We start from the raw sequence: 14,386 nt of genomic DNA, 5'->3' as shown, positions 1-14,386 counted from the left end.
CTGTTATTCTCTAGCATTTCCACTTCAGAGAATATTCAAACTATGAAAGAGAGAAGATGAGAGCACCCGCTTAGCTTACTGTTCTTGGCCGCTCTAGCCTTTCAACGCCAGGCACACGAAGCGTAGCCCATTCTGGACGATTGTGATCAATTCTGGCAACGACAACCGTCATATCATCATGAATTTGATTTTGCTGATAGCGAATCACTTGTTCTAGCAGACAGGTCGCTATTTCCTGAGGGTCCTCGTATTCTATCTCTTGAATAAGACGTTTAATCCATAGCTCCTTATTTACGGCATGACCCGGAGCATCATAGATTCCATCCGTCAGCATAACGATAGTATCCCCTGGCTGAAGCTTCATCGTAATTAGATCGACTTCGATATCTTGAATAATGCCAATAGGCAAATTGCTCGCTGTAACCGCGATAACTTCATCGCCCCGCTTAATAAAGCTAGGTGAGGAGCCAATTTTCATAAATGTTGTTTCGGCAGTATATTGGTCAATCAGCGCCATATCTACCGTCGCATACATCTCTTCTTTAGAGCGAAGCATGAGGATGGAGTTAACCGATTTTATAGCCAGCTTCTCATTCATACCCGATTGAAGAAGCTGCTCCAAAATATTAAGTGCAGTGCTGCTCTCTGCACGCGCCCTCTCCCCGTTGCCCATTCCATCGCTGAGCGCTACTGCAAAGCACCCGCTTCGCAGATCAACCATACTGTAGCTGTCTCCAGACAACATATCCCCGTTCTTCGCTGCTCCTGCCACACCTGTCTCAATTTCGAATGTCTTCGCTGAGCCAAAGGTCACCGTCTGCAGACCATCACGCGAACTTAACATTCGCTCATTCATAACCGCAATATGTTCTCCCACAATATCAGATAACAGCGGCGCAATAATTTTGCGGCACTCGTCGTATCCCCTTATAAAAGCATGAACAATTTCGATTTCTACGCTGCCTTGATCTAAGCTGATAATATCGACACTATGTATGGACAGCCCGAGCCTTTCTAAAGCTTCACGAATTTGTTCTTCCTGTTGATACATGGCTTGTCCTTCTCGCTTAATTTCCTTCGCCAAATCCTCCATCACTTGAGATACACCCGACAGTTGGTCGGCAACCAGATGTCTGCTATCGAATATTTGCCGTTTCCAGTGCATATCATGCTTGTATAAGTCGTATTGCTGCTTCATCACATCAAGCACTTGATCCGGTTTCGCACAGACTCGGTTCCATTCTGCAGGGATATCCGTCTTCGTCATGTCAGGATTTTCTTCGATGGACGACATCATATCGGTCATATATTTATAGGTCTGATAAAACTTCATGTCCCAACATTGGGTGCGGCGATAGCAGCCAGCGCACGTCGTCTCCGATACAGCATTCATAAAATAATTTAATTCTTCACCTCTTCCAACATTCTCCCCGACGGTTGCAAGCTGACCGAAGCTTCGGGACAGCTGTTTAAATATTTGCGAGAACTGCGTCACCCGATCTGCTGTAAGGTCCCGTATCCGTTTAGCATACTCGTGCTGGGAATGGGAGTAATCCTGGGTGCCGGGTACGTATCTGGCGATCATGGCGATAATCCCTTTTGGCGTTATAAAGAATAAAGTGATAGCGGCACACGTCTCCCAAGTGGAGATCATAACATCTCCCGCTCCTGCGGAATAAATCGATAGAATGGACGAACCTAGCAGCATTCCGAGTGATACAGTCAGCTTGCGTCCTTCCTTAAGCATGCCGGCAAGCATACCCGAAAAAGCTAGCAAACTCATCTGATAAATGGCCGACAAATCCGCAAGGCTAAGAATGAGTCCTGTAATTACACCTACAGAAGCGCCCAGCGGAGCACCGCCTACTAATGCAAAAATTAAAATTAAATATCTGGACAAAATATGTTCCGCCGAAAGCGAATAAACCGTCCACCCGACTGCACCTGTCATGACAGACGCCAGTAAAATGATTAAACATAAAATTTCTTCATTCCGCAGCGTATAATTCTTTTTGCGATAAGTAAACATCGGGATCGCTTGAGTAAATACCAAGGTGAGCACAAAGCTGAGAATGGCATCCATTGTAATCATCATCAAGCTATACCACGTAAGAGAAGGTCCAAGCACCACATTAAAGATGTTAACGAGAAATACAGAAGTAAATACCATCATGGGGGCGTATGATAATTCCGCATGTTCATACGTTTCAAGCCCTTTATGAATCAATATAAAAATAAACAGCTCTGCCGCAACCATCCAAGTCGCCATATGAGGAGCAAAGAAGCTCCCAAGCAGCACTGCCGCTCCGATCGGTACAATTAAATCTCTGCGTAAAAACATCATGACACCGAAATAAGCCATCGCGAAAGGAAAAAGCTCATTAAGGATCATTGCCTTGCCTAGTAAAAAACCCATGATTGTAAGCAGAAATGCCCATTTATTGGCTGCCAATGCATGATTGGTTTTTTGGATGATCGGCCACTTCCTCCAGTCCTTTATGAATTTTTGGATAGGCATTAATCCCTTTGCGACTTTGCTGCCCGGGAACAAAATCACATTTCTTTTATCCATCATCATTGGCACCACCTATTTACAAGTTTTTAGATGGTACCCATTATATAAGCGCGCAAGAGGAAAGTTTGTCAAACGAGAGAGACATGCCCTAAAGAATTTTCCGACAAAATAGACGGAGAGTCCGAAAGAGCACGAATCCGCAACAGCACTCGTTATTTTTATCATTTTAGCGGCTTATCTTATGTATCCGTCGCCGCTCTTCGTCAATAGCGGTTCCTGGTCTAGTAGCGGTTTACTAAGAGATACAAGGAAACCCGGCGGATGATGTCGCTAATTTCTTCAGGAACGACAAAAAAACCGTAAGCGATCATTCGCTTACGGTTTATATTTTTATATAATTACATACGTTTGGCGCCGCGGCCACCACGTTTGCCTTCTGTGTTCTTCTTCAGCGACGAAATGCGCTCTTCACTATCTTTTAGGAAGCGTAACATTTTATCCTCAAATGACGTTTTATTCGCCTGTGGTTTGAAGGAACGTCCTCCCCGATCGCGATTAAAACCGCCACCGCCTCCGAATCGTTCGCCTTCTTTATTCCCTGTACGTTCTGGTCTTGGTGCTCTTGACGGCTTGGATTCTACCGGCTTATCCACAGCTTGTTTGATGGAAAGACCAATCTTACCGTCCTTATCAATGTTAATCACTTTGACGGTAACCACATCATTAATTTTCAGGTGATCGTTAACATCCTTGACGTAATTATCGGCGATTTCCGAGATGTGAACGAGACCCGTGACACCTCCTGACAGATCCACAAATGCTCCAAAATGCGTGATGCCTGTCACCTTGCCTTCTAACTTGGTGCCCACTTCGATTGCCATAGAATAAAATGATCCTCCCTTAAAAATATACAGCAAATTATAGATTTAAGAATCTATAAGTTTGGCTTACAGTGATTTGATTATACCGAATGCATAAACCAAGGTCAACAGACATATACCCGTGTATATTACTATTTTCCTCCATTTTGTTGCTGCACTCTGATTGGCGTTTCATCCGGCAAATACATATCATATTTCTTGCGCGCAATTTGACCGATATATTCAGGATCTTTAAGTCGACTAACTTCGTACTTTAATTGATCCAGCATTTGCTGGTTAGCTTGCTCTGATTTCTGCTTTTCTAGTAATTGAGCTGATTTATCACTCAAGTGAATGGACTGCGAAACAAGAGTACATACCGCCCATGTCATGAAAACGGCTATAAAGGACAACCATAATGCTTTACGTCTGCGCGCACCAGCATTTTTCATATGTTGTTGATTCATATTAGCTTGTACAGACGATTGCCGCATCGTTATGTCCCTCCCTTAAACCAGCGTTTCCATATCGAAATAATGGTGCGTTTGATTGCCGGAATCCAATTGTTCATTCCAGTTGCCTTCACAAGTGGAGATAACATCCACATGAACAACTTCCAAAAAGGCATTAAACATTGTAACATAATTTTGCCTAAGAATATAGTGGTCGCCCAAGCAAAACGAAGCAGCATCTTGATCAGTTTATATAAACCAATAAGTGGCGTAACGATGAGAATATGATACGTTCGCAATATTCCGCGCCATATAATTCTTATTATCTTTATTAACATTACCACAAATTTTTCCGTTGCAACACTAAACAATAAAAAATAAATCCATCCTCCTAGAAATAGGCCTAAAAACACATATAACCTCAGCTCTCCGTTATTGCTTCTAAAAAGCATCTCAAAGACAAACATTGCCGCCCCTAGCCAGTAGACCAAATCAAGAAGATGGGTGCACCATCTGGGAAAATGAAGCTGCTCAGACACCACCCGATAGCTGTTAAAGGCTAATCCGAGCACCGCTCCTGAAAACAACATCATACACAGCGTCAACCATTGCGTATCTAAATTCATTTGAACATTTTGCCGAGCAGACCTTTATTTTTATGCTGTGATCCAGGTTCTAAATAGGTCAAAGAATTGACCAACCCTTCGATCGCAACTAATCCTTGCTCAAGGCTTAAATTTTTAATATGTAAATTTTGTCCGCGAATGGTGAGGTGACCGAGTTCAGTCTGAAGTAAAAACTCTTCACTGTCGAAGCTTTCCACATTAATAACTCCGGATATTTCCAGAAGCTTGCGGCTTTGCATATGCACGTCCTGCCGCTTCGTATTTTTCCCTTGTTCGATCATAAGCATGTACCCCTCCTTCTTACAGTTAGCTTATGGACGCTTTAGGAGCTTTAGAACTAGTACATGCAAGAAAAAAGCGCCCCTCTTCAAATGAAGAGGGGCGCTCTTTGATCGAGTGTTATTACCAATCCAAACCGTTATCTTTCAGGATAGGTTCTTCCTTCACTAGAGTATAGAGGCTGCTCGCCTCTTCCTTCTTCGTGCTCTCAGCAAGCCGTTCGACACGCACAGTGACGAGCTTCTGGCCGAATTGAACCGTAATTTCATCGCCCACTTTCACTGTGCTGCTCGGTTTGGCTTCCCTACCATTGATAAGAACGCGACCTTGATCGGAGACATCCTTAGCTACAGTACGCCGCTTAATTAACCTCGATACTTTTAAAAATTTATCAAGACGCATTATTTAACGGCTTCTTTAAGTTTGTTGCCTGCTTTGAATGCAGGAACGTTAGATGCAGGGATTTCGATTGTTTTACCTGTTTGAGGGTTACGGCCAGTACGGCTGGAACGTTTACGAGTTTCGAAAGTTCCGAATCCGATCAGTTGCACTTTGTCTCCTTTAGCAAGTGCATCTGTGATTTCGCCAAGAAATCCGTTCAATACGGATTCTACGTCTTTCTTAGTTAGGCCACTCTTGCTGGAAATGTTGTTGATCAAATCTGTTTTGTTCATTATTAAATCCTCCTATATTTACAAATATAAATAACATGCGGGAATATTAGCTTTGTGCCAAGCTTGCCGCGTGTATGTCTCTAATCAATATTCTTCCTTCAATCCGAAATTCCTGCAAAAATAGTTAATTTTTTTGGCACTTTTATGAGAAAAAGGTCTAATTATGTCTATTCTATAGAAGATCGAGGTTGAATTAACTATTTTTAACATTTTTCGTTACTTGTTTAACGTTTTCGCTTCATTCCAATAACGGTCCATTTCCGCCAGATCGCTCTCTTCGAATGTTTTGCCTAACGATTTCAATTTCTGTTCAATATATTGAAACCGACGGACAAATTTATGATTCGTAAGCGATAACGCTTCTTCTGGATCAGAATGAATAAATCTAGCGACATTAGTGACGGCGAACAGAACGTCCCCGAGCTCCAATTGCTGACTTTGCAGATCTTGACCTTCTGTAATGGCCTCTTTCAATTCAGCCAGCTCTTCGTCGATTTTGGCGAATACTCCGTCTAGATCTTCCCAGTCAAAGCCCACCTTAGCCGCTTTCTTCTGAAGCTTATAGGCCTTCATGAGGGCAGGCAAATCACGTGGAATTCCGTCCAGTACAGATTGTTCACTTGGATCTATTCCTTTACGACGTTTCTCTTCGGCCTTCATTTGTTCCCAATTTTGCAGTGCTGCTTCAGCGTTCCCCGCAGTACGCTCGCCAAATACGTGCGGATGACGGAACAGCAGTTTCTCATTCAGACTCGCGATGACATCGTATACGTTGAACGAGCCGAGCTCCTCCTCTATTTGAGAATGGAGCATAATTTGGAGCAACAAATCGCCAAGCTCCTCTTGCATATGCACTGGATCGTCTTCATCGATCGTCTCTAACACTTCGTAGGTCTCCTCGATCAAATGCTTACGAAGTGTTTGATGTGTCTGCTCGCGGTCCCAAGGACAGCCCTCTGGGCTTCTCAAGATGCTGACGATTTCGTGCAGCCTTTCAAATGTCCGAACTCGGTGCTCGTCCTCATCGCTTTTCGGCACATAGATAAGTGACAAATTGCCGTAGCCTTCCACTCGATCCAGCTCATAGAGAGGCACCCTCACAATCTGTTCCTCACCGCTCACACCAAGAGCATGTCCTACGACGACTAAATAATCATCGGGATAAATGTCCATAAGGCTGAGCTTCACATCCGAAGCTGTGAACATATCATACACTTGTCCAATAACCGTATGTAGCTGAGGTTGAATAAGACGGCTCTCCAGCCCGCTTGCGTCAAGCAATTGAAATCCTTCGATTGGGTCGAATCCAAGCCGTATAAACGCCTCATCCAAAAAGCTCTCTCCGCCGAGTACTGTAAGCTGAATCTCTCGCTCAGGACAGCGCTCCTTCAAAATCTGCACCGTTGCCTCAGCTACCATCGGATGTCCTGGGACAGCGTAAATAATTTCAGTATCAGAGGTGCCAGAGCCAGCAATGGTCATTAAACGATCTGCGATCTCTTCGTATACCTCATGAAATGCATCCCTCGCTTCATATACATCGTCAAATGACGTATAGGGCAGCTTCAACTCGTCAAGTAACCGCACCACAGGGTGTTCCTTAGTTCTAACGTATACCTGTGTCGCTTGCTGCAACTTTCTCATAATGCCAATTGTGAGTTGATCCGGATCACCCGAACCGAGTCCAACAACCGTTAATGAAGCGCTCATCTATTTTCCTCCAAACGTGAAATCCTAAGTAGATCAAATCACACAATAGTTATACTATACCTTATCGTAAAATTTTAGCCGCTTCAAGCCGCTTGACGAGAGATGGGCCTATTTTCGGCAATAGGGCGAGCTCTTCCTTCGTAATAAGCTTCGTAAGTATTAGCATAATGAAAAAGACTACTGCTCCAATACATATACCTAGCAAACTCTCGAGAGCAGCAGCAAAGCGTCCGCCATTCATGCCGCCAGCTTCAAGTACGGCAGAGGTGATTATGCTTACTGCCGCTGCCGAACATGCCATGGCACCTACAATCATTGCCGGTTTCATTGCGTAGTTAGCGGCACGCAGCCGCAGTCCTGTTACGCGCTTCAATAGAATGATATTAAACAATGCAGATACTGCATACGACACAGCGCCGGCAATTGCTGCACCGCTAATTCCCATACTAGGGATAAGCATCATGTTGAGAACCGTCTTGAGCACCGCTGCACCTAGCAGATGAATAGCCGGAGCTTTGGCATAACCCATACCTTGTAATAACGCTGCTGAGATCGTCACCATCGTACTTCCTGCAGCCGTAAAGGCAATCCATCTCATTGTGGTCGTTCCCGCATTATCTTGGTATAACATAATATTGATCGGTTCTGCAAGTATGGCAAGTCCTGCGGATGCAGCGAGTCCAATAAGCCAAAACCAGCGAAGCGCTTGAATCGTTTGCTTTTGTATGAGCAGTTTCTGTCCTTTATAGCTAGCCTCTGCCAATGCGGGAATAAATAAAACAGACAATGAAGCAGCCAGCATGGTCACGAGCTGAACAAGAGGAATGCCGCGGTTATAAATACCGAATTGCACCATCGCCCCCTCTTCACTCCATCCGCTTTGCTTGAGCAGCCGAGGAACTGTAAAAGTATCGACCAAATTAATGAGCGGCACAGCCAGCGAGCCTGCACAAATAGGAATCGCATAGATCAAAATTTGTTTCAATAACCGGTAATAAGGTTCTGATTTCTTATGAACTAACGCTCTTTGCGCTCTTTGTGTTCTATGGCGATCATGCCGCCAATACATAATCATGACGAGAAGGCCGCCAAGCCCTCCAGCTGCAGAACCAAACGTTGCTCCAGCAGCTATCGCAGACGAAGATGCACTTGTTCTCGTCAAGTATAAAAGCAGCGCAATCATGACTGCTACACGTACACATTGCTCAGTAACCTGAGATACTGCGGTCGGCATCATATTCTGTTTTCCTTGAAAGTAGCCCCTAAGCGCCGACATTAACGGCACGAACAGAAAGGCTGCAGATGCTGTACGAATGGCAAGTGTTGTATGACGATTATCAATGACAGAAGATATATAAGGCGCTCCAAAATACATACCTAGACCGCACACCAAGCCAACCACGGTTATAAAGCTGGATGACACCTTGAGGACATCACGCGCTCCTTCATCGTCTTCTGCTGCCAGCCGTTCTGCCACAAATTTTGAGATCGCTGTAGGTAGACCGATCGTAGCCAGTGTAACGATCAAATTATAAAAAGGATAAACGGTATTATAAATACCAAACGCTCCATCGCCTCCGATATTTTGAAGCGGTATTTTTTGCAGCGTTCCAATTAATTTTGATACAATGACCGCCAAGCTCAGTACAGCAGCTCCCCTGAGCAGCTTGGCAGCAGGCGATTGTTCCTTCATGGTTCCCCCTATGTGCGATGTCGACAATCTTAATTTCATCCCATGTCATATTACTCTATTATAACCGTGATTAATGCAACAAAAAAACTCCCGCCTGTTTCCTTAAGATTCTACATAAACCTTACGAAACAGTAGGAGTATTTTATTATCCAAACGATAGAGCTGGTTATTGTTCCATTTGTTTGCCAAGGAAACCAGCGGCTGTTTCTGCCAGTCTCATTTCAAGTTGCGACATTTTCACAGACTCATCTTTGCTTAGCAGTACAACCGTACCGATAGGATCGCCGCTTGATATAATTGGCGCAATCACGAAGCTGGAAAGTGTCTCAGGGTGGTCTTTACTAATCTCGTAAGTACCCGCAGATGTTTCCAATATCGTTTTGCGGTTATCCATACTATTTTCAAGTATTGAGCCTACCTGTTTATCCAAATATTCTTTCTTAGATCCTCCGGCAACCGCAATAACGTTGTCTCGGTCAGAAATAATTGTAATATGGCTTGTGCTCTCATAGAGAGATTCCGCATATTCTTTCGCAAAATCACCTAGTTCACCGATCGGCGAATATTTTTTCAGAATAACTTCACCATCACGGTCAACGAATATTTCAAGCGGATCTCCTTCGCGGATTCTTAACGTACGGCGAATTTCTTTTGGAATGACAACCCTGCCAAGATCATCAATACGACGGACTATTCCAGTAGCTTTCATGTCACATGTTGCCCCACTTTCTAAAGAAGATTTTTCAACTACTGTTCATTATGGAAAAGAGGAGGGTTTCAAATATGTTCATTTGTTATCTGCCCATAGTATTCATCTGTTCCCAAATCGTTATACATCCAAATTAACTATTAGTTGCGGTATAACTATAATTTTTTTAGTAGCTTTCGTTAATAACTATTTTTTGGTAGAACTGCTGCTCTTGTCGCTCTTAGGCAGATCTACTTTTTTAATCATATTTTTAAGATCGTTCTCAATAAACTTGTCCATTTTCTCGGAACCAACAAGCTGACGAATCGATTCAATTTGATCCTTCGTTAGATCTTCAAATTTGGTCTCCTTACGGGATTCAACTCTCATGATGTGATACCCGTATTGCGTTTCTATTGGATCACTAATTTTGTGAAGCGGAAGCGTAAGCGCTGCTTTTTTGAACTCGTCCACCCAGTTGCCTACAGGAGTGTTCTCATACAATCCGCCTTTATCCTTCGAACCTGGATCATCTGAGTACTGTTTCGCAATAGCTGCGAAGTCAGCGCCGTTATCAAGCTTTGCCTTTACTTCCTTCGCTAATTTCAGCGCGTCATCTTTCGAACGTGTCTTATTGTTAGCGTCAGTAAATGCAATCAATACATGGCGAACAGAAGCGATCGTGTAATTGTCTTTCGTTTGTTCAAACTTCGCCTTGATCTCGTCATCTTTCACTTGATCTGACCAATATTGAACAACAGCAAAATTTCGAATCATGTAATCATCTAGATTCTGTTCGGTTAGCTTTTTGGCATCCAGCATTTTTTTCAGTTGATCGGCCGAAACCGATGCCTTCATCGCTTTGAGCTGCTCTTCCGCCTTTCTCTTGCCTTCTTCTTTTTCCTTAGCACTTACTTTGTTCTTGTACAAATACTCGGAAGCAATTTGTTGTTTAATCAAGTACTCTTTAAATGCATCCATATCCATAACGGACGCATACTCTGGATACAGCAGAGACATGACGCCTAATTCACGATTGAACTCATCCTGTGTAATTTCCCCGCCAGTATAGGTAGCGACCACTTTCTCTTTGTTTCCGCAAGCCGCGAGTACAGATATACACAGCACTGCAATAAGTGTGAAAATCGACATTTTCCATAGACGTTTGCTGTTATTTAACCGCATCCTGTAGTTCCCCCTTTTGTTTAAAAGCCTTTTTAGAAGCTTCAAAAAATTTCTCCACGAGTCCCATCAGTTGTTCAGTGGTTAATCCTTTACCTTTGATGCGGATCGCCATGACGGCACCTTGCTCAAATTGTACACGTCTTTCAAACGTATTGCCAACTTGTGCAAGTACAGAGAAATCTATGGCTTTTTCTTGACCTTCATAAAATTTAATGACAAGGTCATCACCGCGCTGTGTAATTGATTCGATTCCGTACATTCTGCCGTAAATTTTAAGACGCGCAACGCCAAGTAAATTTACGACGGCTTGCGGCAAATCGCCATACCGGTCGATCAGCTCATCCTCAAGCTCAGCTACATCGTCAAAGGATGTTGCAGCAGCCACCTTCTTATAAATTTCAATCTTCTGAACACTGTCATAAATATAATCCGATGGCAGGTAAGCATCAATTCCAAAATCAATAAGCGTATTCCAATCCTTCGTCTCAGGAACAGCTTCTCCGAGCATCGCAACTTTCCGCTTCTGAATTTCTTCAGCGAGCATTTGCGAGTAGAGGTCGAACCCGACCGAGGCAATGAAACCATGCTGCTCTGCTCCAAGCAAATTACCCGCTCCGCGTATAGAAAGGTCGCGCATAGCGATTTTGAAGCCTGAACCGAGCTCGGTGAATTCTTTAATCGATTGCAGACGTTTTTCCGCAACTTCGGTCAGAACTTTATCCCGTTGATACGTAAAGTAGGCATAGGCAATTCGGTTGGAACGTCCTACTCGTCCACGCAGCTGATACAGCTGAGATAGACCCATCTTATCGGCATCGTAAACGATCAGCGTATTTACATTCGGAATGTCCACACCCGTCTCGATAATGCTTGTGCTTACAAGCACATCGTACTCTCCATCGAGGAAATCGAGAATCGTCTTCTCAAGCTCCTGTTCCGACATTTGTCCGTGACCAATGCCGACTCTCGCTTCAGGAACGAGCATCGATATTTGATTGGCCATTTCCTGAATGCCTTGCACGCGGTTATACAAGAAGTATACCTGTCCACCTCGGGCGAGCTCTCGTTCGATCGCTTCACGAACTAATGTCTGGCTGTACTCAACGACGTACGTCTGCACAGGGAACCGGTTCTCAGGAGGCGTCTCAATAACCGACAGATCGCGTACTCCCAGCATAGACATGTGAAGCGTGCGCGGAATCGGAGTTGCTGTAAGCGTCAATACGTCTACATTCGTTTTGAGCCGTTTCAGCTTCTCTTTATGCGACACGCCGAACCGCTGTTCTTCATCGACGATAAGCAGTCCGAGATCTTTGAAAATGATGTCCTGTGACAGCAAACGGTGCGTCCCAATAACGATATCGACCGTACCTTGACGGATGCCTTTGATCGTTTCGTTCTGCTCCTTGCGGGAACGGAAGCGGCTGAGCACTTGAATGTTGAATGGATAACCAGAAAAGCGCTCACGGAAAGTCTCATAGTGCTGCTGAGCTAAGATGGTCGTCGGCACAAGAACAGCCACCTGCTTACCTTCAATAGCCGCTTTAAAAGCAGCGCGAATCGCTACTTCTGTCTTACCGTAGCCCACATCGCCGCACAGCAGCCGATCCATAGGGCGGCTTTGTTCCATATCCTTTTTAATCTCTTCAATGGCACGAAGCTGATCCGGCGTCTCATCGTATGGGAACATCGCTTCGAATTCCTGTTGCTCCGGCGTATCCTTTTCAAAAGCGTAGCCCGGTGAGGATTGACGTTCCGCATACAGCCTGATGAGATCATCCGCAATATCCTGAACAGAAGATCGAACTTTATTTTTAACACGGGTCCATTCGTTTCCGCCCAGCTTGTATATCTTAGGCTCTTTGTCTTCAGATCCTACATACTTCTGAATAAGATCAATCTGCTCGATCGGAACGGATAATTTGTCACCGCCAGCATACAAAATGTGCATGTAATCTTTGTGAATGCCGTTAATTTCAAGAGTGCCAATCCCTACATATTTGCCGATACCGTGATTGCGATGAACGACATAGTCACCCACCTTGAGCTCTGTATAGCTCTTGATGCGCTCTGCATTGTCCATGCTTTTCGTTAGCTTGCGGGCTTTACGCTGTTTCTGAGAGAACATCTCTCCTTCAGTAATGACGACGAGATGAATGGAAGTCATTTCGAACCCAGATTGCAAGTTCCCTTGAATAATGGTCGGTTCCTCAATACCGTAATCCTGGAGAACACGGCGCATGCGATCCATCCGTTCCTCGCCGTTTGCAAGCATGATCACTTTCGTGCCTGCCTTTTTCCACCGTTCCATTTCAGCCTTCAGAACGTTCATCTGCCCATGGAAGTCTTGCATGCCGCGGCAAAGGAAATTCAGCACATTTTGAGGCTGAGTATGCGGAACTTGGCGCAGGAAGAGCGATACGAACAAAGTTTGGAAAGGACGATGATACAATACCTTTTCATGCTCGGTAGCCAGAACAAGACTAGGCATCGTTTTTCCGTTTTGCAAAAGATGCAAATTCCACTCCGATTCATCGCGTTCCAATTGTTTGGCCGTTTCAATGAGCCTAGCAGGCTCATCGAAGATGAGAAGCGTATCCTTAGGAACATAATTATAAAGTGTCTTGCGCTCCGGATAAAGTAGAGAAATGTATTTATAAATTTCTGGAAAATAAATATGCTGACGCAGCATTTCAATTTCCTTGTCCATTTCCTCACGAAGTCTCAGCTTCGCTTGGCGGTCTGTCATTTTCCCAAGCTGCTCCTCTAAGAGCGAAGCTGCAGCGCTGGCGGCCCGCTCAAAACGCGCCTTGTCCGCTATCAATTCCTTACATGGAGTAATGACGATTTCATTCACTTTATCAATGGAACGCTGATCCGCAGGATCGAAGGTTCGCATCGAATCAATTTCGTCATCAAACAGCTCGACCCGAAAGGCTAGCTCAGATGTCATTGGATAAAAATCAACAATACCGCCGCGAACGCTCATCTCGCCTTTTGATTCAACCCGTTCAACCCGTTCATATCCAAGCTCAATCATTTTGCCTAGCCACGATTCCAGGTTGATGCTCTCTCCCTGCTTCAGCGTAATTTGTGCATTAGCCATCACTTCAGGAACAGGCAAGAATCGTCTAACTCCTGAAAAAGGCACAACGACAATACCCCTAAAACCTTGAGAACATTTCATCAGCACTTCTATGCGCTGAGCCAGTGTCTCGGGGCTTGATATGGCCGCTTCTGCAGCCACAAGTTCATTAGCTGGGTACAGCAGTACTTTGTCTGGAGAAAGCGCTTCCTGCAGGTCATCCGCAATTTTTTGAGCAGAGAACATATTATGCGTCACCACGAGCAGAGGACGTTTCGTCTCCTCATGAAGTGCCGCTAACATCACTTGCCTAGCAGATCCGGATAATCCAGAGATGAGTTGTTCCTTCATCCCCGCGGATATACCCGCAGTAATTGAACCAAAATCAGCATCTTTAGAAAAAGCCTCTATAAGTGCTTGTAACAAAAGGAGCACCTCTCTTACGCTTACGAAGTCGAAATATATACAAAAATAGAGTATCAGCCAGCCCAAATAGAAACAGCTTTGCCGTCCTTTTATGGAGGACGGTATTCGTCATGCATTATTCATCAAAATAAGCCTCAGCAACCGTGCCAAGGCCTTAAGCTGACAGTACTATCTACTGACCATGCTCATCCAA

At 44.4% G+C, this 14,386-nt stretch carries 12 protein-coding genes; all 12 read right to left on the bottom strand.

Features of this window, described 5'->3' with window-relative positions:
• Positions 1-70: 70 nt before the first annotated feature.
• Positions 71-2,518 carry a stage II sporulation protein E gene (gene spoIIE / locus J2Z20_RS16545; protein ID WP_415640043.1) on the bottom strand — a complete coding sequence of 816 codons (2,448 nt, stop codon included), beginning with the start codon at positions 2,516-2,518 and terminating at the stop codon, positions 71-73.
• Positions 2,519-2,913: 395 nt separating this feature from the next.
• On the bottom strand, positions 2,914-3,396 hold the full coding sequence (locus J2Z20_RS16540) for a S1 domain-containing RNA-binding protein (protein ID WP_209852967.1): 483 nt from the start codon (positions 3,394-3,396) through the stop codon (positions 2,914-2,916).
• A 131-nt stretch (positions 3,397-3,527) separates the two neighbouring features.
• Complete coding sequence (locus tag J2Z20_RS16535; protein ID WP_209852965.1) at positions 3,528-3,869, bottom strand: FtsB family cell division protein; 342 nt, start codon at positions 3,867-3,869, stop codon at positions 3,528-3,530.
• A 2-nt stretch (positions 3,870-3,871) separates the two neighbouring features.
• The gene (gene yabQ, locus J2Z20_RS16530; RefSeq protein ID WP_209852963.1) at positions 3,872-4,453 is read right to left on the bottom strand and encodes a spore cortex biosynthesis protein YabQ; all 582 of its coding nucleotides are present in this window, start codon (positions 4,451-4,453) and stop codon (positions 3,872-3,874) included.
• Positions 4,450-4,734, bottom strand: coding sequence for a sporulation protein YabP (gene yabP, locus J2Z20_RS16525; protein WP_209852961.1), 285 nt, complete (start codon positions 4,732-4,734; stop codon positions 4,450-4,452). The genes yabQ and yabP overlap by 4 nt, the downstream gene beginning before the upstream one ends.
• A gap of 121 nt (positions 4,735-4,855) precedes the next feature.
• Positions 4,856-5,134 carry an RNA-binding S4 domain-containing protein gene (locus J2Z20_RS16520; RefSeq protein WP_209852959.1) on the bottom strand — a complete coding sequence of 93 codons (279 nt, stop codon included), beginning with the start codon at positions 5,132-5,134 and terminating at the stop codon, positions 4,856-4,858.
• Complete coding sequence (locus tag J2Z20_RS16515) at positions 5,134-5,406, bottom strand: HU family DNA-binding protein (protein WP_209852957.1); 273 nt, start codon at positions 5,404-5,406, stop codon at positions 5,134-5,136. The genes J2Z20_RS16520 and J2Z20_RS16515 overlap by 1 nt, the downstream gene beginning before the upstream one ends.
• Before the next feature lie 216 nt (positions 5,407-5,622).
• Positions 5,623-7,116, bottom strand: a complete 1,494-nt coding sequence (gene yabN, locus J2Z20_RS16510; protein WP_209852955.1) for a bifunctional methyltransferase/pyrophosphohydrolase YabN — start codon at positions 7,114-7,116, stop codon at positions 5,623-5,625.
• A 61-nt stretch (positions 7,117-7,177) separates the two neighbouring features.
• The gene (locus J2Z20_RS16505) at positions 7,178-8,809 is read right to left on the bottom strand and encodes a putative polysaccharide biosynthesis protein (protein WP_209852953.1); all 1,632 of its coding nucleotides are present in this window, start codon (positions 8,807-8,809) and stop codon (positions 7,178-7,180) included.
• Between the two features lie 166 nt (positions 8,810-8,975).
• Entirely contained in the window at positions 8,976-9,518 is a 543-nt protein-coding gene (gene spoVT, locus J2Z20_RS16500) for a stage V sporulation protein T (RefSeq protein ID WP_209852951.1), read from the bottom strand.
• A gap of 186 nt (positions 9,519-9,704) precedes the next feature.
• A complete protein-coding gene (locus J2Z20_RS16495) occupies positions 9,705-10,682 on the bottom strand; it encodes a peptidylprolyl isomerase (RefSeq protein WP_209852949.1) in 978 nt (325 codons plus the stop codon).
• Positions 10,669-14,193 carry a transcription-repair coupling factor gene (gene mfd, locus J2Z20_RS16490; RefSeq protein WP_209852947.1) on the bottom strand — a complete coding sequence of 1,175 codons (3,525 nt, stop codon included), beginning with the start codon at positions 14,191-14,193 and terminating at the stop codon, positions 10,669-10,671. Before mfd ends, J2Z20_RS16495 begins: the two co-directional genes overlap by 14 nt.
• Positions 14,194-14,386 lie beyond the last annotated feature (193 nt).

This window comes from Paenibacillus sediminis, from assembly GCF_017873765.1.
Taxonomy (GTDB): domain Bacteria; phylum Bacillota; class Bacilli; order Paenibacillales; family Paenibacillaceae; genus Paenibacillus_AG; species Paenibacillus_AG sediminis.
The sequence above is the reverse complement of the archived record's forward strand: the minus strand, read 5'-3'. Positions and strand labels throughout refer to the sequence as shown.

Excerpts from the sequence above, each read along its gene's own strand:
- spoIIE (WP_415640043.1), bottom strand. The coding sequence starts at position 2,518 with ATGCCTATCCAAAAATTCATAAAGGACTGGAGGAAGTGGCCGATCATC.
- J2Z20_RS16540 (WP_209852967.1), bottom strand. The coding sequence starts at position 3,396 with ATGGCAATCGAAGTGGGCACCAAGTTAGAAGGCAAGGTGACAGGCATC.
- J2Z20_RS16535 (WP_209852965.1), bottom strand. The coding sequence starts at position 3,869 with ATGCGGCAATCGTCTGTACAAGCTAATATGAATCAACAACATATGAAA.
- yabQ (WP_209852963.1), bottom strand. The coding sequence starts at position 4,453 with ATGAATTTAGATACGCAATGGTTGACGCTGTGTATGATGTTGTTTTCA.
- yabP (WP_209852961.1), bottom strand. The coding sequence starts at position 4,734 with ATGATCGAACAAGGGAAAAATACGAAGCGGCAGGACGTGCATATGCAA.
- J2Z20_RS16520 (WP_209852959.1), bottom strand. The coding sequence starts at position 5,134 with ATGCGTCTTGATAAATTTTTAAAAGTATCGAGGTTAATTAAGCGGCGT.
- J2Z20_RS16515 (WP_209852957.1), bottom strand. The coding sequence starts at position 5,406 with ATGAACAAAACAGATTTGATCAACAACATTTCCAGCAAGAGTGGCCTA.
- yabN (WP_209852955.1), bottom strand. The coding sequence starts at position 7,116 with ATGAGCGCTTCATTAACGGTTGTTGGACTCGGTTCGGGTGATCCGGAT.
- J2Z20_RS16505 (WP_209852953.1), bottom strand. The coding sequence starts at position 8,809 with ATGAAGGAACAATCGCCTGCTGCCAAGCTGCTCAGGGGAGCTGCTGTA.
- spoVT (WP_209852951.1), bottom strand. The coding sequence starts at position 9,518 with ATGAAAGCTACTGGAATAGTCCGTCGTATTGATGATCTTGGCAGGGTT.
- J2Z20_RS16495 (WP_209852949.1), bottom strand. The coding sequence starts at position 10,682 with ATGCGGTTAAATAACAGCAAACGTCTATGGAAAATGTCGATTTTCACA.